Raw genomic sequence first — 24,917 nt, forward strand, 5'->3', positions numbered from 1 at the left:
GCTATATCCCGCCTGCGGAGGCTGAGGCAAACTTCCACCAGCAGCAAACAGATCAGGCCGTGGCGGCCTGACTTAAACGAAACGGCCTCCACGAAACCCGGGGTGATTCAATGTTTCTTTTGACGATGTGAATGTCTGCTCTTGGCCCAGGCTGTGTGAAACACCTGCGATTGTCTAACCTTCTGATCGTCGAGATCGTGGCGGGGACGATCGTGAGCGATTCATCGGGGGTGAGGCTCGGACGCAGGCCACACTGCTGTCGGAGTGCCTGGACGATTACATCATCGAAGCAAACTCAGTTCGGTGTGTTTGTAGGAAGCTGGCGCATTTTTTCTTTCGTTCCTTGTAGTCCATTTCCGAAAGGTGCCGATTCCCTAGTATGGCCGTTGTAGTGCTCTGGAAGGCGTTCTAGTCTCGCCTGGTTCGCCGTTCTTCACCGATGAGGGCAGGCCAGACTACGGGTAGAAACCTGCGTAGGGTTCGCGCAGGTTGGTTTGGGGCTCTGGTTGGCGTTGAGCGGCGAACCCTTCTGCTGTAGAAGTGGGCTTGTCGGGGTGCCAAACCGCCGTGAATAGGCAGTTCACCTGGCTCCCCAGTACACCAAGGGCTGCGCCTTTGTTCGCAGGCAAGCCCTCAACAGCTCCTGTGCCGCCTATGCTTGAGCGTAGGTGGGGCAAGATCGTCCAGGGGCGATGACCAAGCATCTGGTGGCTCTTCGATTCGAGAACACGTTTTGCGATTCAACACTGCTGATCCTGGGGCCGCAGACGCCCCAGGTGTCGAACGATGGGAGGTATCACTTGCCCGATGGATACCAGGTGGCGTAGTTGTGGCTGTAGTCTTCCTCCAGGTCGAAGTCTTTGCTGCGAGCCCCTGGTACCACATCTCTCTGTCGGTCGAAGGCCTCACACAGTTCACGTTCGGCCTCATGACTCACGATGTAGGCCATGCCATGCCATTTGTGGCGCCAGGCGATCAGTTGTGTGCGGGTCTCGATGACATAGACTGGGGCTGCCAGCCGTTCGCGAAGATGCGGGACACGATAGGGAGCATTCATCAAGCTGGGCATGCGTACTTCCTGGCCACGCATGTCCCAGCCGATCCAGTGGCTGTAGAAACGCATACGGCGATCTTTGTGGGCGATGAACTCGTAATAATGTTTGCTTGGCTTGGGCTGCGCCCGGGCACAAGCAAGGCGCATCAGTTTGGTACTGATCTTACCGATACGGTCGTCGCTGAACTTTGCAATCGAGGCAAGGAAGTGGTGATAGTTGTTGAAGCCTATTGCCCTGGCATGGAAATCAAGGCGTTCGGAGTAGCTCAGGCCTTGGTCGGATGAGCGGCGAACGAGGTACTTGAAATGTTCGATGCAATCGGCGGATGCAGACATGACTTTCTCCACAGGCCAATATCGGGAATAACCGATACCCGCATTGCTGCTTGCTTGGCCCTTTCTGGCGAAAATCAAGTTAGGAGATAAATAGGGTGTTCCCCAATGCAGCAGGGTGCCTCCCAAGGCATTGCGGAATGCTAAGTGGCCAATGGCTAGCCTGTCAACCGCAGGTTCAACCCAGTGCCGCTGCTGCGCCCGGTACCGCGATATTCAGGGCGCTAATTCTGCGCCATGTCGTTCATCTGGACACCAGCCCTTGCCCCCACCCCAGGAACTTGGCACGCTTTGCCAGCCATTTCGTGCTACCCACATAGCGAAAGAAGGAACCGCCAAGGTGAGTTGGGAAAAAGTCGGGAAATCCCTCGTGGGCCTGCTGGTCGTCGCCGCTTCCGCCGCCGCGCTCTATGCGATGTTCAAGGACGACGACGGCCTGCAGGCGCGCCTGACCTATTCCTACCTGACCTACCCGAGCCAGTTCAGCGAGCGCATCAGCAAGACCAACGAGCTGCTCAAGTACGAGAGACTGCACGCCCAGATCAGGGAGGTCGGCAAGGGCGCGCTCAATCGTCAGCAGCTCGACAAGCTGGTCGACCTGGCCCAGGCGCCTTACCTGCAACTGTTCGCCAAGCCCTTCGAGGCGGGCCTGGTGGATCACCGTACCGGGCTGCTCATCGAGTTGCGCAACAAGGGCGATGCGCCCGTGCGCGACGTGCGGATCCGCTTGCCGGCCAAGGGGCTGGTGCAGATCCGCGACGAAAACGGCAACGACAACATCCTTCAGGAGCCGACCGGCCTTATCGATATCGCCTCGATCGGCCGGGAAGGTCACTGCAAGGTCTGGGTCTATTTCGATTCGGACTACTCGCAGATCCGCCAAGGTGGCATCAGCATCCGGCATGCCGATGGGCTGGCGGATGTGCAGGTCTACCGGGAGTTCGTTGGCTTCCCGGCCTGGGTAGGCAGGTATAGCAGGGAACTGATGCTGTTGCTGGCGTGCCTGTTCATCGGTGTGTTGGGGTTGGGCTACGTCTGCCTGGCGCAGCGTCGGGCGCTTGGCCGTTCCGGTACGCCGTTGTAGGAAACCGTGCCGCGACCGGCTCGAGAGGTTGCCTGGCAGCCTTGCCTTGCGCCCCGTTCCTCGAACCGCCACTGTGCTGACGATGCTCATCGGCGGTAGCGCCTGTTGAGTGCTGCGCTGAGGATTATTGGGCAAGGGGCTGCCCGTCACGTGTCTGTCATCCGTGGTTGCTAAGGTGTTGGCGATTTTTCCGTCCAGTCCTGGCCTCAAGGTGACACGCACGGTGTACCCCAGCATGCCCCGCAAGCGGATCATCCTCCGCTGCGCCGATATGTCCAGCGACGCCTTCGGTGCGCTAGCGGTGCCCTGATGCCGCTGCGCCTGCAGGAGATGCTGGTGGATGCCGTGCTGGAGGTGTCGGTGGCGGAGGTGGGGCTGCGACATGGGGTCAGCAATGCCGGCCGGTTTTCACTGTATTTCCAGCAGGCCTACGGGGTGTGCCCGGCCGATGTGAAGCGCGGAGGGCGAGGGTAGTGGAGCGCCAGGCCGCCCCTGCGGGAGCGGCCGGCGCTCCCCGTCAGAATGCATAGCCAGCCGGCGCCGGCGCTGGCGTTGGCGTCGATGAACATGCCACGCTCCAGGCCGTCCGGGGTGAAGCGGGCACCCGCCTTGAGGAACGTCAGGTCGGTGTTCGCTTCGCCGCCGGCCCTGCCGATATTGCCCGGCTGTAGCCGAAACCGGCATGGGCGCTGGCCAGTTCGTTGAACAGCACCGCGAACTGGCTGTGCATGCCGGCGTCGCTGACGAAGGCGCGATTGGTCTCCTGCATCATGGTGGTGGCTTCGGCGGCGCTGGAGAACGCGATATGGGTGATGTCCGCGCCCGAGGTGGTGCTGCCGATGATGTCGATGTTCTGGTAGCGCGGGCCGGCCGGCAGGGTGTCGGGCGTGGCCGCGATCTCGCTGGGTGTGTGCAGGTCGTAGACGTCGCTGATGTTCAGGCCGTTCAGCGTGACCAGGTCCGAAGCGGTCGGGTCAGGGCGCTGGAGCGGTAGAACACCCCGGCGCGCATCGTGCCGTCGTGGGCGGTGCCATAGGCGGTGGTGGTGCCGGCGATGTCACGGACATTGTCCATGCCGCTCAGGCGTGGCGTGGTCAGCGGCTCGGCGGCGGCGTGAGGATGAATGCGGGATTCGTCCGTGGCGTTCGTTTTCTGTCCATTGGCGAGGGGCGAGCAGGGGCGTGGGCTGCGTTGCAGCCCCACAAAGTCCTAACTGCCCAGCGAGCTTCAGGCTCCATTACTCAAGGCAGCTAGGGTAGGGAATGCCTCAGTCCCAGGCCGGCGCCAGGCCGTCAGGGCTGACTTCGCGACCGTTGCGTTCGAGCGTGGCGATGCGTGCCATGTCCTCGTCGTCCAGGCGCAGGTCGCGGGCGAGCAGGTTGCTGGCCAGGTTCTCGTGCTTGGTGGAGGAGGGGATCACCGCGTAGCCCAGTTGCATCGCCCAGGCCAGCGCGACCTGCGCCACGGTGGCCTTGTGCTTGGCGGCGATGCTGGCCAGCACCGGGTCCTTGAGCACCTTGCCGTAGGCCAGGGTCATGTACGAGGTGACGGTGATGCCCTGTTCCTTGAGGAAGGCCACGAGCTTGGCGTTCTGCAGGTAGGGGCTGAGCTCGATCTGGTTGGTGGCGATCTCGCCCTTGCCCACCACGTCGATGGCCTGGCGGGTCAGCTCGATGTTGAAGTTGGAGATACCGATCTGGCGGGTCAGGCCCTGCTTCTTGGCTTCGGCCAGGGCGGTCATGAACTCGCCCAGCTCGACGCCGTTGCCAGGCGCCGGCCAGTGGATCAGGGTCAGGTCGACATGGTCGGTGCGCAGTTTCGCCAGGCTTTCGCGCAGGCTGGGGATCAGTTTGTCGGCAGCATAGTTGTCGACCCAGATCTTGGTAGTGATGAACAATTCGCTACGATCGATGCCGCTCTCGGCGATGGCCTGGCCGATATCGGCCTCGTTGCCGTAGACCTGTGCGGTGTCGATGGCGCGGTAGCCCAGCGCCAGTGCGGCCTTCACCGAATCGATGACAGCCTGGCCAGTCAGGCGGAAGGTGCCGAGGCCGAAGGATGGGATGCTCATGGGATGTGCTCCTGGATGGGGGAGTTGCAGCTTGCAGCTCGCGGCTTGCAGCTATCTCCAGTGTGGACGTTTGGCGGGATGGGATTAAGGCTTGCGGGGAGCAAGGTCTTTTGACTTGGAGTCAGGAATGGCGGGGTTTGCAGGTTGGAAACGAACCGGCCCGCCAAAGGGCGGGCCGGTGGGGGAGGCATCGATCAGCGGCGGCGGAACAGCGGCAGCGGTTCGTCGGTGGCGGCCTGGTAGGTGACCGAGAAGTCCTTCAGTCCCTGCAGGGCATCTTCCGGGTCTTTGTCGGCACGAATGGCGAAGGCATCGAAGCCGCAGCGGGCCATGTAGAACAACTGGTCGCGCAGCACGTCGCCGATGGCGCGCAGCTCGCCCTTGAACTTGTAGCGGTCACGCAGCAGGCGCGCGTTGGAGTAGTTGCGCCCGTCGGTGAAGGCCGGGAAGTTCAGGGCGATGACCTGGAAGTGCTCGACGTCGTCGCCGATCTCCTCGGCCTCTTCATCGCTGTCCAACCACACGCCCAGGCCGCCGTCGCGGGCCTTGAGGGCGTGGGCATGCTCGCGCCACAGTTGCAGCGGGACGATGTAGTCGTCGCAGTTGGTCAGCTCGTCGAGGGGCGTGTCCTTGGGCAGCAGGTGCCAGGTCTCGTCGACGATCTCGTTGTTCTTAATGATTCGCTGCATAGACGCGTTCCTTGAAAGGGTCGATGCCGATACGCTGGTAGGTGTCGATGAAGCGCTCGTCCTCGGTACGTCGTTCCACGTACACCGAGATCAGCTTCTCGATCACATCGGCCATTTCATCCTGGGCGAAGGACGGGCCGAGGATCTTGCCCAGGCTCGCATCGCGTGCGGCGTTGCCGCCCAGGGAAACCTGGTAGAACTCCTCGCCCTTCTTGTCGACGCCAAGGATACCGATGTGGCCGACGTGGTGGTGGCCGCAGGCATTCATGCAGCCGGAGATGTTCAGGTCGATCTCGCCGATGTCGAACAGGTAGTCCAAGTCGTCGAAGCGACGCTGGATGGATTCGGCGATCGGGATCGACTTGGCGTTGGCCAGGGAGCAGTAGTCGCCACCCGGGCAGCAGATGATGTCGGTCAGCAGGCCGATGTTCGGCGTGGCGAAGCCCAGCTCGCGCAGTTCCAGCCACAGGGCATGCAGTTGGCGCTGCTCGACGTCGGCGAGGATGATGTTCTGCTCATGGGAGGTACGCAGGAAGCCGAAGCTGTAGCGGTCGGCCAGGTCGGCGACGGCGTCGAGCTGCTTGTCGGTCAGGTCGCCCGGGGCAACGCCAGTGGGCTTGAGCGACAGGGTCACGGCAACGTAGCCCGGGCGCTTGTGGGCGCGGGTATTGCGCGAGCGCCAGCGGGCGAAGCCTGGGAATTCCTGGTCGAGGGCGCTGTAGTCGACGTTGTCCAGGGTCAGGTAGGCCGGGTCGACGAAGTGGCGCGAGACGCGCTCGACTTCCGCTTCGGTCAGGGTCGTGCTGCCGCCACGCAAGTGGGCCATCTCGGCCTCGACCTTCTCGGCGAAGACTTCCGGGGTCAGGGCCTTGACCAGGATCTTGATCCGCGCCTTGTACTTGTTGTCACGGCGACCGTAACGGTTGTACACGCGCAGGATGGCGTCCAGGTAGCTGATCAGGTCCTGCCAGGGCAGGAACTCGTTGATGAACGCACCGACCACGGGGGTACGGCCCAAGCCACCACCGACCAGCACGCGGAAGCCCAGCTCGCCGGCCTCGTTGTACACCGGCTCCAGGCCGATGTCGTGCACCTCGATGGCCGCGCGGTCTTCCTTCGAGCCGTTGATGGCGATCTTGAACTTGCGCGGTAGGTAGGCGAATTCCGGGTGGAAGGTGGTCCACTGGCGGACGATCTCGCACCAGGGGCGCGGGTCGATCACTTCATCGGCGGCAACACCGGCGAACTGGTCGGTGGTGGTGTTGCGCAGGCAGTTGCCGCTGGTCTGGATCGCGTGCATCTGCACGGTGGCCAGTTCGGCGAGGATCTCTGGGACGTCTTCCAGCGCCGGCCAGTTGTACTGCACGTTCTGCCGGGTACTGATGTGTGCGTAGCCCTTGTCGTAGTCGCGAGCGATCTTCGCCAGCATGCGCACCTGGGTCGAGTTCAGCTGGCCATAAGGCACGGCGACGCGCAGCATCGGGGCAAAACGTTGGATATAGAGGCCATTCTGCAGGCGCAGAGGGCGGAATTCTTCTTCGCTCAGCTCACCGGCCAGGTAGCGGCGGGTCTGATCACGGAACTGCTTGACGCGGTCCTCGATGATCCGCTGATCGTACTCGTCGTATACGTACATATAAGTCCTGTCTCAGGCTGCATGCAGCTAATCGCGCGCACGGCCGCGCACTCCGCTTCGGAGCGGGGGAACGATAGCAGTTTGTGTTTATGCGCTAAAGTGATGTTTTTGCATATGAAAAGAACCAATTGGACTAAGTGAGATTGACTGGCATTTGCCGGCGATGATGGCGCGAATACGGTGCGGGGATGTGGCGGTATCTTTACCGACTGTGGGGCGATTTTCAGCATTACAGCGCCGAAGGTTGGTGGCGCGGGTTTTCCGTGCCCTGGTTGGTCGTCGGTCGTCGATTACCGAAAGCCCCTGCTTGAGAGAAGGGCATTGCTAGGCTTAACTGCTGGAGGTGAAGTGCATTCCCATAACCACTACAAGAGGCAATGCAATGGGAAACTCGACCAAGCTGCGCAAGACTGACAGCACTGTGGATGCCTGGGCGATCCTTTGCCTGATCGTCCTGGTAGTCGTGGCCGCTGTGTATTGGGTCAGCCATCAGTAGCTTTCATTCGCAACGACCTTGATCCAAGCCTGAGCCGCCTGCGGAAGGGATATCCGCAGGCGGGTTGCTCTGGCTCCAGCATTCACGCAAATCTCTGACTGACCGGCAGTGGGACAAGCCGCAGGCCTAGCGCGCAGTCAGGTGCAGCGCCAGTTGCACCAGGCCGATCAGCACGAGGATGAACACCAGGGTGAACAGCGTGCCCAGCACGATGAAGTGGCTGGCCTTGCCATGGGTGAAGTCGCGCGCACGGTTCTTGCCGCTTTGCACGCCGAAGGCCGCGGCGAGGACGCTGTGCAGCATCTGCCAGAAGGTGGGTGGTTTGTCCTGGTCGCGGTCGTCCATGAGTGGCTCCTGATGTCAGAGGCAATCAGGGATAGTGTAGGCAACCCGGGGATTTGGGTGGGCTGTACCGGCCTCTTCGCGGGGCAAGCCCGCGAAGAGGCCAGAATGGCTTGTAAAGAAGCTGGACCTAGCCCTCGTAGCCCAGGTTCGGCGCCAGCCAGCGCTCGCTGACGCTGATGTCCTGGCCCTTGCGCGCGCTGTAGCGCTCGATCTGGTCCTTGTCGACCTTGCCCACGGCAAAGTACTGGGCCTGCGGATGGGCGAAGTACCAGCCGCTGACCGCCGCCGCCGGGAACATGGCGAAGTGCTCGGTGAGGAATACACCACTCGGCCCTTTCTCGCCGATGGCGGTGCCATCGAGCAGGCGGAACAGGGTGGCCTTCTCGGTGTGGTCCGGGCAGGCCGGGTAGCCGGGGGCCGGGCGGATGCCGCTGTATTGCTCCTTGATCAGCGCCTCGTTGTCCAGCTGTTCGTCCTTGGCATAGCCCCAGTATTCCTTGCGCACCCGCTCGTGCAGCCATTCGGCGCAGGCCTCGGCCAGACGGTCGGCGAGGGCCTTGACCATGATCGAGCTGTAGTCGTCGCCCTTGTCCTGGTAGGCCTTGGCCACTTCCTCGGCACCGATGCCGGCGGTGGTGATGAAGCCGCCGATGTAGTCGGTGACACCGCTGTCCTTCGGCGCGACGAAGTCGGCCAGCGACAGGTTGGGCTTGCCGTCGGGCTTGATGGTCTGCTGGCGCAGATGGTGCAGGGTGGCCAGTTTCTCGCCGCCGTCGCCATAGACCTCGATGTCGTCGTGCTCCACCTGGTTGGCCGGCCAGAAGCCGAGCACCGCGCGGGCGCTGATCAGCTTCTCGTCGATCAGCTTGTCGAGCATCTCGCGGGCATCCTTGTACAGCGCCGTGGCCGCCTCGCCGACCACTTCGTCGGTGAGGATGCGCGGGAACTTGCCGGCCAGGTCCCAGGAGATGAAGAACGGCGTCCAGTCGATGTACTCGGCCAGCATTCGCAGGTCGATGTCCTCCAGCACCTTGACGCCGGTGAAGGAGGGCACCGCCGGGGTGTAGCCGGCCCAGTCGTACTGGGGCTTGGCGGCGATGGCCTGGTCGTAGCCCAGGCGCTCGGTGCGGGCGCTGCGGTTGGCGGTGCGCTCGCGCACCTGCTGGTATTCCTCGCGGGTCTTCTCGACGAAGCCGGCCTTGAGCTCCTTGGACAGCAACTGGGTGGCCACGCCCACGGCGCGGGAGGCGTCGGTGACGTAGACCACGGCGTCGTTGGAGTACTTGGGCTCGATCTTCACCGCGGTGTGTGCCTTGGAGGTGGTGGCGCCACCGATCATCAGCGGCAGTTCGAAGCCCTGGCGCTGCATCTCGCGGGCGACGTGGACCATCTCGTCCAGCGACGGGGTGATCAGGCCGGACAGGCCGATGATGTCGCACTTCTGCTCGCGGGCGGTCTGCAGGATCTTCTCTGCCGGCACCATCACGCCCAGGTCGACGATGTCGTAGCCGTTGCAACCGAGCACCACGCCGACGATGTTCTTGCCGATGTCGTGCACGTCACCCTTGACCGTGGCCATGAGTATCTTGCCCTTGGCCTCCGGGGTGTCGCCTTTCTCCGCTTCGATGAAGGGGATCAGGTGCGCCACGGCCTGCTTCATCACCCGGGCGGACTTGACCACCTGGGGCAGGAACATCTTGCCGGCGCCGAACAGGTCGCCGACCACGTTCATGCCGCTCATCAGCGGCCCTTCGATGACCTCGATGGGGCGCGCGCACTGCTGGCGGCACTCCTCGGTGTCCTCGACGATGTGCGCGGTGATGCCCTTGACCAGGGCGTGCTCCAGGCGCTTGTCGACCGGCATGGCGCGCCAGGCCTCGTCCTCGACTTCCTTGCTGGCGCCGCCGCCCTTGTATTCGTCGGCGATGGCCAGCAGGGCATCGGTGCCTTCCGGGGTACGGTTGAGCACCACGTCCTCGACCCTGTCGCGCAGGGTCGCGGGGATCTCGTCGTAGATCTCCAGCTGGCCGGCGTTGACGATACCCATGGTCAGGCCGTTGCCGATGGCATGGAACAGGAACACCGAGTGGATCGCCTCGCGCACCGGGTTGTTGCCACGGAACGAGAACGACACGTTGGACACGCCACCCGACGACAGCGCGTAGGGCAGGTGGTCGCGGATGTAGGCGCAGGCTTCGATGAAGTCCACGGCGTAGTTGTTGTGCTCTTCGATGCCGGTGGCCACGGCGAAGATGTTCGGGTCGAAGATGATGTCTTCCGGCGGGAAGCCCACTTCATTGACCAGGATGTCGTAGCTGCGCTGACAGATTTCCTTCTTGCGCGCGGCGGTGTCGGCCTGGCCGACCTCGTCGAAGGCCATCACCACCACTGCGGCGCCGTAGCGCTTGCACAGGCGGGCATGGTGCTTGAACTGCTCGACGCCTTCCTTCATGGAGATCGAGTTGACGATGCCCTTGCCCTGGATGCACTTGAGGCCCGCCTCGATCACGTCCCACTTGGAGGAGTCGATCATGATCGGCACGCGGGAGATGTCCGGCTCGCCGGCGATCAGGTTGAGGAAGCGGACCATGGCAGCCTTGGAGTCGAGCATGCCTTCGTCCATGTTGATGTCGATCACCTGGGCGCCGGCCTCGACCTGCTGCAGGGCGACCTCCAGGGCCTCGGTGTAGTTCTCCTCGCGGATCAGCCGGGCGAACTTGGCCGAACCGGTGATGTTGGTGCGCTCGCCGACGTTGACGAACAGCGACTGGCGATCGATGGTGAACGGCTCCAGGCCCGAGAGGCGGCAAGCCCTGGGGATTTCCGGGATCTCACGCGGCTTGTACTTGGCCACGGCCTCGGCGATGGCCTGGATGTGCGGCGGGGTGGTGCCGCAGCAACCGCCGATGATGTTGAGAAAGCCGCTGGCAGCGAACTCCTCGACCACCGCGGCCATTTCCGCCGGGGTTTCGTCGTATTCGCCGAAGGCGTTGGGCAGGCCGGCATTGGGGTGGGCCGAGACATGGGTGTCGGCCTTGGTCGCCAGCTCTTCCAGGTAAGGGCGCAGGTCCTTGGCGCCGAGGGCGCAGTTCAGGCCCACGGAGATCGGCTTGGCGTGGCGCACCGAGTTCCAGAACGCCTCGGTAGTTTGCCCGGACAGGGTGCGGCCGGAGGCATCGGTGATGGTGCCGGAAATCATGATCGGCAGTTCGACGCCGTCTTCCTCGAACACCTGCTGCACGGCGAAGATCGCCGCCTTGGCGTTGAGGGTGTCGAAGATGGTCTCGATCAGGATCAGGTCGGCGCCGCCCTCGATCAGGCCACGGGTGGCCTCGGTGTAGTTTTCCACCAGTTCGTCGAAGGTGACGTTGCGGTAGCCCGGGTCGTTGACGTCCGGGGAGATCGAGCAGGTACGGCTGGTCGGGCCGAGCACGCCGGCGACGAAACGCGGTTTGTCCGGGGTCTCGAGGGTCTTGGCGTCGGCCACCTGGCGGGCGATGCGTGCGCCCTCGACGTTCAGTTCGTAGACCAACGCCTCCATGCCGTAGTCGGCCTGGGAAATCTGCGTGGCGTTGAAGGTGTTGGTCTCGAGGATATCGGCGCCGGCGTCCAGGTAGGCCTTCTCGATGGCGGCGATGACATCGGGCTGGGTCAGCAGCAGCAGGTCGTTGTTGCCTTTCACGTCGCTTGGCCAATCGGCGAAGCGCGTGCCACGATAGTCGTGTTCCTCGAGGCGGTAACTCTGGATCATAGTACCCATGCCGCCGTCGAGGATCAGTATGCGCTCCTTGAGTGCTTGCTGAAGTGCTTGGAAACGAGCGCTGCGGTCGGACATAGGAACTACCTGGTCGGGCAAATGACAGAGGGTGCGCCATGATAACAAAGGTGCGCGGTTTTTAGACGCATCGCCCGTTTGCATGAATTTCCTTCATGTTCGCGCACCCACTACCCGCCAGGCACATCGTGATGGCTTACAGGAACCAGGACATTCGGCACATGGTGCATCGCTTACTTGCCGGCGCCTTCGCGCTGCTCATCAGCGGCGTGGCGGCGGGGCAAGCCCCGCAATCGAGCCCGGCAATCTCCTACACCCGGGATATTCAACCGATCTTCACCGAGAAATGCGTGGCCTGCCACGCCTGCAACGATGCCGCCTGCCAGCTCAAGCTGGAAAGCCCCGAAGGGGCGGTGCGCGGGGCATCCAAGGTCCCGGTGTACCAGGGCGACCGCAGCAAGGCGGTGCCCACCACGCGCCTGTTCTACGATGCCCACAGCGAGGAGCAGTGGCGCAAGAAGGGCTTCTACTCGGTGCTCGACGGCCAGGGCAGCCAGGCCGCGCTGATGGCGCGCATGCTCGAGCTCGGCCACAAGACCCCGCTCACACCCAACGCCAAGTTGCCCGAAGAGATCGTCCTGGGGCTCAACCGCAACAACATGTGCCCATTGCCCCATGAGTTCGACGCCTATGCCGGCGCCCATCCCAAGGAGGGCATGCCCCTGGCGGTCACCGGCCTGACCGACGCCGAGTACCAGACCTTGCAGCGCTGGCTGGCGGCCGGTGCTCCGGTCGAATACCAGCCGCTCCAGCCCAGTGCGGCCGAGGCCAGGCAGATCGCCGAGTGGGAGGAGTTGCTCAACCGCCCGGGCTCTACCGAGGCCCTGGTCGGCCGCTGGCTGTACGAGCACCTGTTCCTTGCCCACATCTATTTCGTCGGTGGCGAGCCGGGCCACTTCTTCCAGTGGGTGCGCTCGCGCACGCCGAGCGGCCAGCCGGTCGACGTGATCGCCACCCGCCGGCCCAATGACCCGCCGGGGACCGACTTCTACTACCGCCTGGTCCCGGTGCAGGGCGTGATCGTGCACAAGACCCACATCACCTACCCGATGGGGCCGCAGAAGCTCAAGCGGGTCAAGCAGCTGTTCTACAGCGGCGACTGGCACGCCACTTCGTTGCCCGGCTATGGCCCGCGTCACCGCGCCAACCCGTTCGAAACCTTCGAGGCGATCCCGGCGGTGGCGCGCTACCAGTTCATGCTGGACAACGCCGAGTACTTCGTGCGCACCTTCATCCGAGGCCCGGTGTGCCGCGGCCAGATCGCCACCGACGTGATCCGCGACCACTTCTGGGCACTGTTCCAGGAGCCGGCCTACGACCGCTATGTCACCGATGCCCGATACCGTGGCGAGGCCACGCCACTGCTGGCCATGCCGGGGCAGATCGACGACGTCGGCAGCGTGCTGACGCTCTGGCACGCCTACCGCGACAAGCGCAACGCCTATGAGACTCTGCGCCGCGAGGCCTACGCGCAGATGCCGGCGCCGAGCTGGTCGACCCTGTGGGCGGGTAACGACAATGCGCTGCTGACCATCTTCCGCCACTTCGACAGCGCCTCGGTGAGCAAGGGCCTGATCGGTGACGTACCCTTGACCGTCTGGCTGTTCGACTACCCGTTGTTCGAGCGCACCTACTACCAGTTGGCGGTCAATTTCGACGTGTTCGGCAACGTCTCGCACCAGCTGCAGACGCGCCTGTACTTCGACCTGATCCGCAATGGCGCGGAGGTCAACTTCCTGCGCCTGATGCCCGCCGACCAGCGCGGCGCGATCCTCGGCGACTGGTACCAGAACAGCGGCAAGGTGAAGATGTGGCTCGACTACGAGGACATCGATACCAGCACCCCGAGCGCGCTCAAGCTGGACGAGCACGACCCCAAGCGCGACTTCGGCCTGAAACTGTTGCAGCGTACCGGCAGCCTCAATGCCGCGCCCGACCCGATCAACCGCTGCCAGGGCGCCTATTGCTCGCGGCCGGGGTTGGCGTCGGAGTTCCGTGACGCCGAGCAGAGCCTCAGCCGCCTGGTGTCGCGCCCGGCCGCAGGCTTGAAGGTGATCGGCCAACTGCCCGAGGCGACCCTGCTGCGCATCGAAGGGCAGGGCGGCCAGCGCCAGGTCTACAGCCTGCTGCGCAACCGCGCGCACAGCAACGTCGCCTTCCTGCTCGGCGAGGCCTACCGCTACCAGCCGGGCCTGGACACCCTGACGCTGTACCCGGGCGTGCTCAGCAGCTACCCCAATTTCATCTTCAACATTCCCACCCGCGATGTGCCGGAGTTCGTCGAAGACATGGAGGCGGCCCGTGACGACCAGGGCAAGTTCGAGACCCTCGTCGAGCGCTGGGGCGTGCGCCGTAGCCATCCGCAGTTCTGGCGTTACTTCCATGACCTGAACCGCTACATCCAGGAGACCGACCCGGTGGAGGCAGGCGTGCTGGACATGAACCGCTACGAGAACCTTTGATCGGTCGCCGGGACGGGCGCCTGACCTTTCCCGGCATCCTGCGGTCCCACGCACGGGCGGTCCCGCTTGGAGCTGCCTGGCCTGTGGGAGCGCCCGCTGAGGAACGGCGCTACCCCTGTGGGGCGAGCTTGCCCGCGAGCGCGTGCGAGGCACGCGCCAGGCGATGAAAGCGGGGCCTGAATGCACCAGAAAACGCAGGGCAATCCATGCTGTATTCGCTTCAGGCACTACGGGCGTTCGCCGCCTGGGTGGTGGTCTGCCACCATTTCATGCAGATCTTCTTCGACTTCCATGCCACCGGCCCCATCGGCCGACTGTTCAGCCACCGCGGCGCGGTAGGCGTCGATATCTTCTTCGTCATCAGCGGGATGGTGATCTACCTCTCGACCCGCGACAAAGCGGTCGCCCCTGGGCAGTTCCTGCTCAACCGGGTGTTGCGTATCGTCCCGGCCTACTGGTTCTACACCTTGCTCATGGCCTTGCTGTTGCTCGCCGCCAGCCGTTGGATGCCGCACCAGGTGTTCGAATGGCAGCACCTGCTGCTGTCGCTGCTGTTCATCCCCGCCGAGAACCCAGGAGGCTACGGGCTGTACCCGACCCTCAATGTGGGCTGGACGCTCAACTTCGAGATGTTCTTCTACCTGCTGTTCGGCCTGGCCTTCCTGGTGCGCCAGCGCCATCACCTGGTGCTGGTCAGCGCCGCGTTGCTGCTGGTCAGCGAGGTACTGGGGCGCCTGGGCGTGCTCAGTCGCTTCTACAACAACGACATCATCTACGAGTTCCTGCTCGGCATCGGCCTGGGCGTGCTGTACCGTCGCGGCATGATCCGCGAAGGGCTGTGGCTGCCCCTGGCGGTGCTGGCGGCGGCAGGCTTTGCGCTCTATCACCTGGACGCTTCGATGCGGCTGCTGCACTGGGGCCTGCCCAGTGCCCTGGTGGTGTTCGCGTTCGTGGCCCTGGAGCCCTGGTTCCGGGGCAACCGGGTGCTCAAGGCACTGGGCGACTGTTCCTACTCGGTGTACCTGATCCATGTGCTGGTGCTCTATGGCGGGTGGTTCGCCAGCCGACGCCTGGGGTTGGACCCCTACCTGGCGTTCGCTTTCTGCGTGCCGCTCATTGGCCTGATGTCGTGGCTCAGCTACCACTGGCTCGAGCGCGGCCTGTACCGGCGACTGCAGGCCTGGTTCGCGGCGCGGCCTGGGCAACGCCAGGCACTGGCGCTTTCCCGAGTCAAATGCTAGGACTTTGTTCAGGCGCCAGCTTGGCGTACACTTGCCGGCAAGTCTGTGAGGAACTTCCATGAGCGCTATAACCATTACCGACGCCGCCCATGATTACCTGGCCGATCTGCTGTCCAAGCAGAACACCCCGGGTATCGGCATCCGTATCTTCATCACCCAGCCGGGCACCCAGTACGCCGAAACCTGCATCGCCTACTGCAAGCCGGGCGAGGAAAAACCCGACGACACCGCCGTGGGCCTGAAGAGCTTCACCGCCTACATCGATGCGGTCAGCGAGCCCTTCCTCGAGGACGCGCTGGTCGACTACGCCACCGACCGCATGGGCGGCCAGCTGACCATCAAGGCGCCGAACGCCAAGGTGCCGATGGTCAACGAGGACAGCCCACTCAACGAGCGGATCAACTATTACCTGCAGACCGAGATCAACCCGGGCCTGGCCAGCCACGGCGGCGCCGTGAGCCTGGTCGACGTGGTCGAAGACGGCATCGCCGTGCTGCAGTTCGGTGGCGGTTGCCAGGGCTGTGGCCAGGCCGACGTCACCCTCAAGGACGGCATCGAGCGCACCCTGCTCGAGCGTATTCCCGAGCTCAAGGGCGTGCGTGACGTGACCGACCACAGCAACAAGGAAAACGCCTACTACTGATCGGCAGGCGACAGGCGTTTGTCATGTGGGGCCGCTTCGTGCCCCAAGATGGCAAGCGCCGCTTGACTGTCTGGCACCTGACAGCGTCTTCATCTAGCAACAAACTGTTACCGATTCAACCCCTGCGACAACAGGCCGCAGCCCGTATTCAAAGGCCTGCAGGCCGATGCCCCCTTCCTCGGGTAGAAGACCCGCGGGTGTCATGCCAGAATGCCCCGGTTTTTCGCTGGCCTGTCCCAAGGGCCGGCACCTTCCCTGTAAAGGATGGTTCCATGACTGATCTACTGACCCGGCGTGCTGTCGTCGCCGGGATGGGCGTTCTGGGGCTTGGCCTGCTGGCGGGCTGCAGCCCGGCCCGGGGGCTCGAGTTCAAGTATGGCAAGAACATGAGCAACGAGATCCTCGGGCGCAAGTTCCGCCTGAAGGACACCCAAGGCAACGAGCGCACCCTGTCGAGCTTCTACGGCACGATGCCGATGATCTTCTTCGGTTTCACCCAGTGCCCGGCGGTGTGCCCGACCGCCCTGGCGCGCGCGGTGCAGATCAAGAAGCTGATGGGGCGCGATGCCGGCTTCCTGCAGGTGGTGTTCATCACCCTGGACCCGGAGCGCGACACCCCCGAGGTGCTCGATGCCTACGTCAAGGCCTTCGACCCGTCGTTCACCGCCCTGACTGGCACCCCGGAGGAAATCGCCGAGGTGGCCAAGGAGTTCAAGGTGTTCTACGAGAAGGTGCCGGCCGGCGACACCTACACCATCTCCCATTCGTCCACCAGCTACGTCTACGATTCCCGTGGCACCCTGCGCCTGAGCCTGGGTCATTCCCTGAACGCCAAGGAATGCAGCGAAGACCTGCTCACCCTGATGGAGATCTGCTAATGGCAATTTCGATGCAACCGATCAAGCGCGGCCTGGCCGCCCTGGCCTTGATGGGCCTGGCCCTGCCGGCCCTGGCCGAAACCACCGTGAGCGACGCCTGGGTCCGCGCCAGCGTGCCGCACCAGCAGTCCACCGGTGCGTTCATGACCCTGACCGCGAGCAGCGACAGCAAGCTGGTGGGCGTGGCCTCGACGGTCGCCAAGACCGTGCAGATCCACGAAATGACCATGGATGGCGACGTGATGGGCATGCGGGAAGTCAAGGCCGTCGAGCTGCCTGCCGGCAAGGCCGTGAGCCTGGACCCGAGTGGGTACCACGTGATGCTGATGGGCTTGAACAAGCAGGTCAAGGAAGGCGAGCAGGTGCCGCTGACCCTGACCATCGAGGACGCCAAGGGCGCCAAGCAGACCTTGCAAGTGCAGGCCCCGGTACGCCCGCTGACCGAAGGCGCCGGCCACGGTCACGACCACGCGCACATGCACTGACCTCCCACCTCGCCCGGGGCTGCTGCGCAGCCCATTCGCGGCGGCCCGGCAAGCCCGCTCCTACAAAGCCCACGTCGACCACACATGATGCGGCCTGCAGGTTCGTGTGGGAGCGGCCCCGCTCTTAAGAACTGCATTAAACATTCTGTTTATTTAGTCAGCAGATTATTTGGCTTTGGTGTAGGTGTTTTCCTTAAGATATTTCCGGTGGGATTAAAAATAACTTATTACATGTTTTAAGTTGCTTCTCGGTTGTCGGGGGCGTAGTTTTCCACGCCGCAGGTATTGGGTTTTTAAATTTAGAATTTACTAAAGATGAAGGCGCATATATTGGGTGATGCGCCAGGAAACGTTCATTGGTCTACGTGCACCTGGTTACGCCGGGCTGTGGCGTCACCAGGATGAGTCGCTCCATGCGGAAGGCTAGGGCAGGCGAGACGATATGCGGGCATTGAACCTGAACCGTGGAACCAGGACTCTTTCCACAGGCTACTTTTTTTCCAAATGTGGTGAGTTCGCCTTCGAAACTGCCTTCGCTGTCTCGGTAGTCTCAATGGCCAAGGCAGACTTGCTGTTGATTGGAATGGTCTATTTCTTCCGTTTCTTGCCCAGCGCACTGTTCTCCCCCATGGGTGGATGGCTGGCCGACCACTGCGACAAGAAGCGCACTCTCGTAACAGTCGAGTTGGCCAAGAGCATTGTGGCCGTGGTGTTCTATTTCATGTTCGCCTGGTCTGCACCCACGCTGGTTGTAGTCATCGCTCTGGCAATGTCGATGACGGCCTTGGACTGTTTGTTCGTACCAACATTTCGCGCCTATTTTCCAGATATTGTCGAGAAGGACGACCTGTCTTTTGTCAACAGCGGCGTACAAGTGGTCGAAGATATTGCCTCGATTCTTGGACCGCTGGTGTTTTCGGTACTTGTCCTATCGCTTTCCAGCGATGCGACATTCGTGTTCTTTGCTTTTTGCCTATCGCTGTCGGCCGCCAGCATCGCCACACTGCCAGCTGGAAAGAAGGGGCCCGGCGTCACGTTCGATGCCCCCGGTTTGATCCGCGATGCGGCGCGTAGCGTGGGCCAGCTTAGGGGCAGCAATGCACCGCTGTTTGCGGTTATCTGCTGCACCACGCTCTGCGCCATGTTCGCCACTTCGGTGATTCGTTTCATCCTCCCGGCCTCGGTGCTCGAGCACTTTGGTTCGGAGGCTGCGGTCGGCTATGTATTTTCCTTGCTGGCAGTGGGCACTGTGCTGGGTGGGATGCTCTATACCCGCTTCAATAAACGAACTACCGCGCGTCTAGTGCTGCGCTATTGGTCCTTGTACGGAGCATTGTTCTTCGCCGCCGCGGTGGCGCTTCAGCTCAATAGCGCATTGTTTCTGCTGCTGTTGTTTTTCGTCGGGTTCATCGGCGCTTTCGTCGATATCGCCATCGTGACCAATATCCAGTGCCTGTCCAACGATCATGAGGTCGGTCGGAACTTCTCGTTGTACTACTTCACCGCTGTCATCGGCGATGCCGTATCAGGCCTGGTTGCCAGCCTGGTCTACGTACTGGCAGGGCCAGCTACCTTCATCTGGATGACGTTCATGCTGTTTGTCGCGCCCTTGCGCTGGAATATCAGGGGAAAACTGGATAAGCGCTAGCGCTGTGCGAGGAGCTGGCTTCGGTGCAGGATCAAGCCCACAGATAGCGCGCTAGCTCGAAACTTGCGCGCTATCTGTGGGAGCGGCCTTGCGTTGCGAAAGGGCCGCAAAGCGGCCCCCATTCAGCTACGAAACCGCGGCAACGGTCGTTCGATCGACAGCGATGTCAGGGTCTTGCGCAGCTGGGCTTCGTCGGCTTCCAGGGCCTTGAGGCTTGCGCGGATCTTGCCAGCGGCGGGCACGTCGCCCTGCCGGTCGATCCAGTCGGCGATCTCCTTGCAGGCGCTGCTCAGGCAGGCTTGGCGCTGGTTCATCAGCGTCAGGAGGGTGGTGAGCTCTCTTTCGGACATGGCAGGATCCTCCATTCAGCCTTGTCAGTGTAGCAGCGGCCGGGCAGCTTGCCTGGGGCCAACTGCCGCACGGTGCCAGCGCCGCTGGCGACTGCCGTCACGGCTGCAGGCAGGCTTGCCGATAGTCCCCCGGCGTCACCCCATAGGCTTGCTTGAACTGCCGGTTCAGGTGGCTCTGGTCGGCGAATCCCAGGGCGAAGGCCACCTCCGAGGCGGGCAGGCCGCTCTTGAGGAACTCCCGGGCGCGGGCCAGGCGTCGCTGCTTGAGCCAGGCATGCGGCGGCAGGCCGGTGGCCTGGCGGAATACCCGGGCGAAATGGAAGGGCGAGAGGTTCACGGCACTGGCCAGGGCTTCCAGCGAGGGCGGGTCGGCCAGTTGGCTTTCCAGCAATTCCCGAGCGCGGGCCACGGCCAAGGGCTCGTTGCCCGGCGCGGGCGCCTCGGCGCAATGGCCGTGGCGCTGCACCAACGCCAGTACGGCATGGCGCCAGGCCGTCTGCTGCTCCAGGGCGCTGGCGCCAGACTCGGAGAGCTGGTGCAAGTGGCTGAAGGCCGCGGCCAGGGCCGGGTCCTGGATCACGCTCTGCTTGAAGTGGGGCATGCCGTGGCGGCCCAGTTCCAGCTCCTTCAGCACGCCAGTGACCCGCTCATGCTCCGGATAGAAGCCGCGATAACGCCAGCCCGCCTCATGGGCGGTGGCCCCGGTGTGCAGTTCATCGGGGTTGATCAGCACCATGCTGCCGACCGGTGCCAGGTGCTCGCTGCCACGGTGCCAGAAGCGCTGGGCGCCGGACTCGATCACGGTGAACACATAGCCTTCATGCACGTGCGGGGCGAAACGCTGCTGGAAATACCGCGCATGCAGCATTTCCACGTCGCCCAGGGCCGGTGCCTGCCAGAGATGGGTCTGTTCGCGCAGGGACGTGCTCATGCCAGCCAACTGCGCAGGAGAAAGAAGATCAGCATGCTCGCCAGCATGCTCAGCAATACGCTGCGGGTCAACAGCACCAGGCCGATAGCGACCAGCGCGCCGAGCAGGTAGGGGTTGCCCGGGCTCAGGTCGAGTTGGTGGCCGGGCAGGAAGATGATCGGCCCGCAGATCGCAGTGAGCATGCCAGGCACGGCAAAGCCGAGGAACTGCCGGGCATTGGAGCTCAGGCGCAGCGGCAGGCGTGGCTCGAGGAAGGCGTAACGATTGAGGAACACCACAGCGCCCATGGCGAAGATCAGCAACCAGGTCATGGGCGGGCTCCCGAGAGTTTCTGGCAGACGAAGCCGGCCGCCATGCCCAGCAGGCCGGCGGCGACCAGGGCGGTTTCCCAGTGCCAGTAGCTGAACAGCACCGAACAGAACAGCGACACTGCCACGCAGACCAGCGTCGGCAGGTTGCGCACCAGCGGGGCGATCAGCGCGACGAAGGTGGCGACGATGGAAAAATCCAGGCCCAACCGATCCAGGTGCGGGATGTTCTGGCCGAGGACGATGCCGGCCAGGGTGAACAGGTTCCAGGCGACGTAGAACGTCAGGCCGACCCCCAGGGCGTACCAGCGGTTGAATTGCTGCTGGTCGTACTGGCTGGTCAGGGCGAAGAATTCGTCGGTGAGCAGGAAGCCCAGCCCCAGCCGCCAGCGCAGCGGCTGGCCGGACAGCACCGGGCGCATGGACAGGCCGTAGAGCAGGTGCTGGGAGGTCAGCAGCAAGGTAGTCAGCAGGATCGACAGCAGGTTGGCGCCGCCCTTGAGCATACCGATCGCCACCAGTTGTGCTGCACCGGCGAAGACGATGGCGGACAGCCCTTGGCCTTCCCAGGGGCTGAGTTTGGCTTCGATGGCCATGGAGCCGGCGAGCAGGCCCCAGGGCGCGACGGCCAGGGACAGGGGAAGGATGGCGACGGCGCCGTGGAGGAAGGCTTGGCGAGCGATGGGCGGACTGCTGGGCATGGTGGCGGCGATGAGTCGACAGGGAAGGGCAGCATGCCAGAGGCGCAAGGGGCGTGGCTTGAATGATCTTGCTCTGCTTGCGGGGGCTGTTCGCTTCGATGCTGTTCAACGCTATTGGGCCGCTTCGCGCCCCATCGCCGGCAAGCCGACTCCCACAGGGTTCGAGTCGGCCATACTTGATGCGGTTTGCAGGGGCTGGAGCCGGCTTGCCGGCGATGGGCTGCAAAGCAGCCCCCAATGCAGCTCAACCGACTGACGTCGGGGGCAAGCGAAGCCCCTAGTGGCTGCTGGTCAGCCGCTGCTGGGCCGCGGCGCAGCCGTTGATCTCCACGGCTTTTTGCAGCAGTACCTGGCGATGCTGCGGATCGAGGTCGCCGAGCAGGCGGTAGACTTCGGCCTGGTAGTCGCGCTGGCGCCCCCATTGCATCTCCAGCCCCTGCGGTTGGCTGCGGTTACAGGCCAGGCGCACCGCCGGTTGCGGGTAGTAGGGCGCATACAGGGTGGCCATGCCGGGGATCGCCTCCAAGGCATCGCGATAGGCGGGGCTGGCGTTGTAGGGCGGGCACCAGGTGGCGATCGCCGGCGCCGGCGGCGCGAAGCCCTGCTTGAGACTGGCCTGCAGCAATGGGCAGGCTGCATCGGGAATCTGTGCGGCCGGCAGGTAGGTCATGTAGTACAGGGCCAGGCGGTACTGAGCCACCGGGTGGCCAAGCGCTACTGATTTCTTGAGCAGCGCCACGGCCGTAGGCAGGGTCCTGGCCATGGCCTGGCCTTGGCGGCTGAGCTCCGGATCGCTGTCGACGGCGGTACGCAGGGTGCTGGCGCTGTCGTCCTGGGTGTCGGCCTGTTCGAGCAGGGGCAAGGCCTGGCGATAGAGCAGGTCGGCATGTGGATCGATCTGCACCTCCAGCGCGTGGGCGCCGAGCGGTGCGAGGGCCATGAGCAAGGGCGGCAGGAGCGCGGCACGACTCACGGGCAGACCTCGGTGGCGGACCGTTTACGGCGTGCGGCCAGATGTGGCAGGGCGGCTTCGATGTTCACGGTTACACATGTGCCTCAGGCAAATCAGAACGACAAGCCCGTATTCTAGCCACCGACCGGTACATGCCGGAAGCCCATTTCCCGACCTGTCGGACGAGCCAGACGGGAGGCAGCTTGTAATTCGTACTTTTCCTGGGCCAGCCCCAGCTTGGCGGTGATCACCTTGGCCAGGGCATTGTTGCCCAGGTCGTTGAAGTGCAGGCGATCGACGAACAGGGGCTCGCCGAACACCGGCGAGCTGCTGAGCATGCTGTTCATGTCGTAGCACGGGACTGGCCCGGCCTGGTCCTTGATGCGCCGGAAAAATGCCGTGTGCAACTGGCTGTCGAAAACGTCGGCCAGGAGCCGGTCGAAATTCGTCGGTTGCTGTTGCAGCGCCGTGAGCATGGCCTGTTCGCCGGCCGGCAGGCTCTCCCGGCACCAGGGCAGCAGGGGCTGGAGAATGAAGGTGAGGGTGGCATGGCCGTTGGCCAGGAGCCGGTCCCACTGTTGCAGGGTGCGGCCGATGCAGTCTGCCGCCTGGTTCAGGCGTTTGCCCGGGGCCGGCAGCGTCCAGGCGACCGCTGCGGGCTGGTGGCGGGGCGCGAAGGCCTTGCCCAGGCGCTGCCAGAACGATTCGCGGCGCGGTGCGTCGCAGGCCTGTACCCCTTCGTTGAAACTGTTGAGCACATCCTGGTAGGCGGTGGCCTGCTCGCTCGCCAGGACCTCGCCCAGTGCCTCTTGCGCCAGGGTGTTCAGGCCGCTCAGCACCACGACGTGGCCGATCTGCGCGAAACGGTGCTGATGACTGAGGAAGGTCAGCAGTTCCTGGGTGGCGTTGAGCCCACAGCCGGCCAGGTTCAGCCAGACCTCGCCGGTGAGCCGCGACAGGTAGGACGCCACCGTGTGTTCATCGGAACTGGCGCCAATCCCCAGGGCGGTCGAGCCGCCCACCAGCAGATTGACCCGCTTCGCGCCCTTGTGTTCGGCCACCGAGTAGCGCTTGTCTCCCGCGTGGCTGTAGCGCATCCCGAGGGCGTCGGTATTGATGGTGCCGGATCGATAGCCACGCTCGTGCATGTACAGGGTATGCGGCGCCCGGCGGCTACCCAGCAGCAGGAAGCGCTGGTAGTCCTGGGGCAGAGGAAGGAGGCTGTCCTGGGCGTGCGTGGCGTGATCGATCGGCCTCATGGGCGCTCCTTGTCGAATCGACGGTCTGGGGCGTGCCGGCTTAGCCGGCCAGCGCCTTGATGTTGTAGGCAAGCCCGCCGACGGCGATCAGCAGCAGGGCGACGCCCGATGCCAGGGTGATCAGGCGATTGCTGCGCTGCGAGGTGATCCTGCCGATGGCGAAGATGTACAGGCTGAGCACGGCGAAATCGATGGCGATCCACAGCAGCGACAGCACCACCATGCTTTTTTCGAAGGATTCGGTGATCTGGATGAACTGCGGGAAGAAGGAAATGAAGAAGATGATGTCCTTGGGGTTGGAGATGCCCACCATGAACCCCTGCAGCAGCCCACCGCGCCCGGGCCCGGCGGTGTCGGGCCCGGCCTCGGCGATGGGGGCCTGCAGCGCTTCCCTGAGGGTGCCGATGGCGATGTAGCCGATGAACAGGCAACCCAGCAGGCTCATGCCGCTGAGCCAGGCCTTGTCGACGGCCGCGCTGGTCATGATGATCCAGGCCGCGGCGCCGATCAGTACCAGCGAGGCCCAGTTGGTGCCGACGGCGGTGAACAGGGCCTTGCGCGTGCCGGAGGCCGCGGCGGTGTTGACGATCAGTGCCACCACCGGGCCGGGCGTGGCGATCAGCAGCAGGACGGTGAGGGCGTAGGTGGCGGTCAGTGCGGTATTCACGTTCAGTTCTCGATCAGTGTGTCGGGTGTCGCAAGGGCCTGGAACGGGCAGCGCGGAGGATTCAGCGAGCCCGGTTCCTGGAGTTGGTACTGGCGCCATTCGAAGTTGTCGGCCTGGCCGAAGAAGCCCAGGGTATCGGGCATCACCCCGTCGTTGTAATGGCGCACCCGTTCGCGGATGCGTGCCCGGATGCGTTGGCCGCTTTCGCTGGTGGCGCTGGCCACTTCGTCGAAGCTTTCCCGGGGGTTGATGACGAAGACGATATGCTCGCCCAGGTTGCGGCTCTTCATCTGCTGGTGGGCCGGGAAGTTCATGTTGATGAACAGGGGCATGCCGGCGAAGCAGAACGACCAGCCGCTGTCGTGGGGATCCTTGGGGATGTCCTCCGGCCAGGGCAGCGGGTCGTGCTCATGCAGCTCTTGCAGCACCGACCAGGCCAGCGCCTGCTGCTGCGCCAGGCTGCTGCCGGCATGGGTCTCGAGGAACACCAGCAGTGGGTTGCCGATGCGCTGCTTGAGCGGCACGGGCTCGAGGGCGCGTACGTATTCGGCCAGGCCCCGGGCAATGTCCGCGGCCAGTTGCCCGGCACGGGCGAAGACGATGGAGCAGGTGCCGGCGGCCACCGCCTTGCGGCCGAACAGGCACGGAAAGTCGGGGTTGGCGAGGATGGCGCGAAAGCGTTCGATGGTTTCGTACGCCCAGTGTCGTTGGTTCTGGATATGTTCAGAGGCTAGCTCTAGCGCATCCAGGCGATAGCAGTTCCCATAACCCGTAAACATGATTACCCCAGCAGTTCTTTTGAACTTCCCGCCAGATACAAGCGGTTTCGCTATATATGTTTATTGTTTA

Annotated in this window: 22 protein-coding genes and 1 pseudogene; 8 read left to right on the forward strand and 15 right to left on the reverse strand. The window is 63.6% G+C overall.

Translation table 11 applies throughout. From position 1 onward, the window contains the following. Positions 1–796: 796 nt before the first annotated feature. Positions 797–1,390 (reverse strand): hypothetical protein, encoded by a 594-nt coding sequence (locus NJF35_RS14685; protein WP_225789731.1) that lies wholly within the window; start codon positions 1,388–1,390, stop codon positions 797–799. Between the two features lie 337 nt (positions 1,391–1,727). Here NJF35_RS14685 and NJF35_RS14690 point away from each other — a divergent pair, with 337 nt between their 5' ends. Together NJF35_RS14690 and NJF35_RS14695 are read left to right on the forward strand one after the other, a co-directional pair. Then, positions 1,728–2,471, forward strand: coding sequence for a hypothetical protein (locus tag NJF35_RS14690; RefSeq protein ID WP_225789730.1), 744 nt, complete (start codon positions 1,728–1,730; stop codon positions 2,469–2,471). A 309-nt stretch (positions 2,472–2,780) separates the two neighbouring features. Next, the gene (locus NJF35_RS14695; RefSeq protein ID WP_317246597.1) at positions 2,781–2,945 is read left to right on the forward strand and encodes a hypothetical protein; all 165 of its coding nucleotides are present in this window, start codon (positions 2,781–2,783) and stop codon (positions 2,943–2,945) included. A 211-nt stretch (positions 2,946–3,156) separates the two neighbouring features. Here NJF35_RS14695 and NJF35_RS14700 read toward each other — a convergent pair. The 6 genes and pseudogenes from NJF35_RS14700 to metH form a co-directional block, all read right to left on the reverse strand. Next, positions 3,157–3,596 (reverse strand): annotated as a pseudogene (locus NJF35_RS14700) (tyrosine-protein phosphatase); the annotation flags it as partial. Positions 3,597–3,738: 142 nt separating this feature from the next. Then, positions 3,739–4,542: a 2,5-didehydrogluconate reductase DkgB gene (dkgB, locus tag NJF35_RS14705; protein ID WP_225789729.1), complete on the reverse strand. Its 804-nt coding sequence runs from the start codon at positions 4,540–4,542 to the stop codon at positions 3,739–3,741. A 194-nt stretch (positions 4,543–4,736) separates the two neighbouring features. Next, positions 4,737–5,231: a DUF934 domain-containing protein gene (locus NJF35_RS14710; protein ID WP_225789728.1), complete on the reverse strand. Its 495-nt coding sequence runs from the start codon at positions 5,229–5,231 to the stop codon at positions 4,737–4,739. Then, positions 5,215–6,867 (reverse strand): nitrite/sulfite reductase, encoded by a 1,653-nt coding sequence (locus NJF35_RS14715; RefSeq protein WP_225789727.1) that lies wholly within the window; start codon positions 6,865–6,867, stop codon positions 5,215–5,217. The genes NJF35_RS14710 and NJF35_RS14715 overlap by 17 nt, the downstream gene beginning before the upstream one ends. 622 nt (positions 6,868–7,489) lie before the next feature. Beyond that, positions 7,490–7,708 carry a DUF2970 domain-containing protein gene (locus tag NJF35_RS14720; RefSeq protein ID WP_225789726.1) on the reverse strand — a complete coding sequence of 73 codons (219 nt, stop codon included), beginning with the start codon at positions 7,706–7,708 and terminating at the stop codon, positions 7,490–7,492. A 127-nt stretch (positions 7,709–7,835) separates the two neighbouring features. Next, entirely contained in the window at positions 7,836–11,543 is a 3,708-nt protein-coding gene (gene metH, locus NJF35_RS14725; protein WP_253091203.1) for a methionine synthase, read from the reverse strand. Between the two features lie 161 nt (positions 11,544–11,704). Here metH and NJF35_RS14730 point away from each other — a divergent pair, with 161 nt between their 5' ends. The 6 genes from NJF35_RS14730 (at position 11,705) to NJF35_RS14755 (ending at position 18,900) form a co-directional block, all read left to right on the forward strand. Beyond that, positions 11,705–14,005, forward strand: coding sequence for a fatty acid cis/trans isomerase (locus NJF35_RS14730; protein WP_253091204.1), 2,301 nt, complete (start codon positions 11,705–11,707; stop codon positions 14,003–14,005). Positions 14,006–14,211: 206 nt separating this feature from the next. Continuing rightward, complete coding sequence (locus NJF35_RS14735) at positions 14,212–15,246, forward strand: acyltransferase family protein (protein WP_225789723.1); 1,035 nt, start codon at positions 14,212–14,214, stop codon at positions 15,244–15,246. A gap of 58 nt (positions 15,247–15,304) precedes the next feature. Then, positions 15,305–15,889 (forward strand): Fe-S biogenesis protein NfuA, encoded by a 585-nt coding sequence (nfuA, locus tag NJF35_RS14740; protein ID WP_253080340.1) that lies wholly within the window; start codon positions 15,305–15,307, stop codon positions 15,887–15,889. Positions 15,890–16,161: 272 nt separating this feature from the next. Beyond that, on the forward strand, positions 16,162–16,767 hold the full coding sequence (locus NJF35_RS14745; protein ID WP_225789721.1) for an SCO family protein: 606 nt from the start codon (positions 16,162–16,164) through the stop codon (positions 16,765–16,767). Between the two features lie 5 nt (positions 16,768–16,772). After that, positions 16,773–17,252: a copper chaperone PCu(A)C gene (locus NJF35_RS14750; RefSeq protein WP_225789736.1), complete on the forward strand. Its 480-nt coding sequence runs from the start codon at positions 16,773–16,775 to the stop codon at positions 17,250–17,252. Between the two features lie 442 nt (positions 17,253–17,694). Beyond that, positions 17,695–18,900 carry an MFS transporter gene (locus NJF35_RS14755; RefSeq protein ID WP_225789720.1) on the forward strand — a complete coding sequence of 402 codons (1,206 nt, stop codon included), beginning with the start codon at positions 17,695–17,697 and terminating at the stop codon, positions 18,898–18,900. 122 nt (positions 18,901–19,022) lie between these two features. Here NJF35_RS14755 and NJF35_RS14760 read toward each other — a convergent pair whose 3' ends face one another. The 8 genes from NJF35_RS14760 to NJF35_RS14795 form a co-directional block, all read right to left on the reverse strand. Further along, positions 19,023–19,250 carry a hypothetical protein gene (locus NJF35_RS14760; RefSeq protein WP_225789719.1) on the reverse strand — a complete coding sequence of 76 codons (228 nt, stop codon included), beginning with the start codon at positions 19,248–19,250 and terminating at the stop codon, positions 19,023–19,025. Between the two features lie 97 nt (positions 19,251–19,347). After that, complete coding sequence (locus NJF35_RS14765; protein ID WP_253080339.1) at positions 19,348–20,181, reverse strand: AraC family transcriptional regulator; 834 nt, start codon at positions 20,179–20,181, stop codon at positions 19,348–19,350. Then, entirely contained in the window at positions 20,178–20,492 is a 315-nt protein-coding gene (locus tag NJF35_RS14770) for an AzlD domain-containing protein (protein ID WP_225789717.1), read from the reverse strand. The genes NJF35_RS14765 and NJF35_RS14770 overlap by 4 nt, the downstream gene beginning before the upstream one ends. Beyond that, positions 20,489–21,190: an AzlC family ABC transporter permease gene (locus NJF35_RS14775; protein ID WP_225789716.1), complete on the reverse strand. Its 702-nt coding sequence runs from the start codon at positions 21,188–21,190 to the stop codon at positions 20,489–20,491. Before NJF35_RS14775 ends, NJF35_RS14770 begins: the two co-directional genes overlap by 4 nt. A 277-nt stretch (positions 21,191–21,467) precedes the next feature. Beyond that, positions 21,468–22,130 (reverse strand): sel1 repeat family protein, encoded by a 663-nt coding sequence (locus tag NJF35_RS14780; RefSeq protein WP_225789735.1) that lies wholly within the window; start codon positions 22,128–22,130, stop codon positions 21,468–21,470. Between the two features lie 146 nt (positions 22,131–22,276). Beyond that, positions 22,277–23,401 (reverse strand): hypothetical protein, encoded by a 1,125-nt coding sequence (locus tag NJF35_RS14785; RefSeq protein ID WP_225789715.1) that lies wholly within the window; start codon positions 23,399–23,401, stop codon positions 22,277–22,279. Positions 23,402–23,441: 40 nt separating this feature from the next. Continuing rightward, a complete protein-coding gene (locus tag NJF35_RS14790) occupies positions 23,442–24,068 on the reverse strand; it encodes a LysE family translocator (RefSeq protein ID WP_225789714.1) in 627 nt (208 codons plus the stop codon). Between the two features lie 2 nt (positions 24,069–24,070). After that, positions 24,071–24,847 (reverse strand): YqcI/YcgG family protein, encoded by a 777-nt coding sequence (locus tag NJF35_RS14795; RefSeq protein ID WP_225789713.1) that lies wholly within the window; start codon positions 24,845–24,847, stop codon positions 24,071–24,073. Between the last annotated feature and the right edge of the window lie 70 nt (positions 24,848–24,917).

Source organism: Pseudomonas guariconensis, assembly GCF_024127895.1.
Lineage (GTDB): Bacteria > Pseudomonadota > Gammaproteobacteria > Pseudomonadales > Pseudomonadaceae > Aquipseudomonas > Aquipseudomonas guariconensis_B.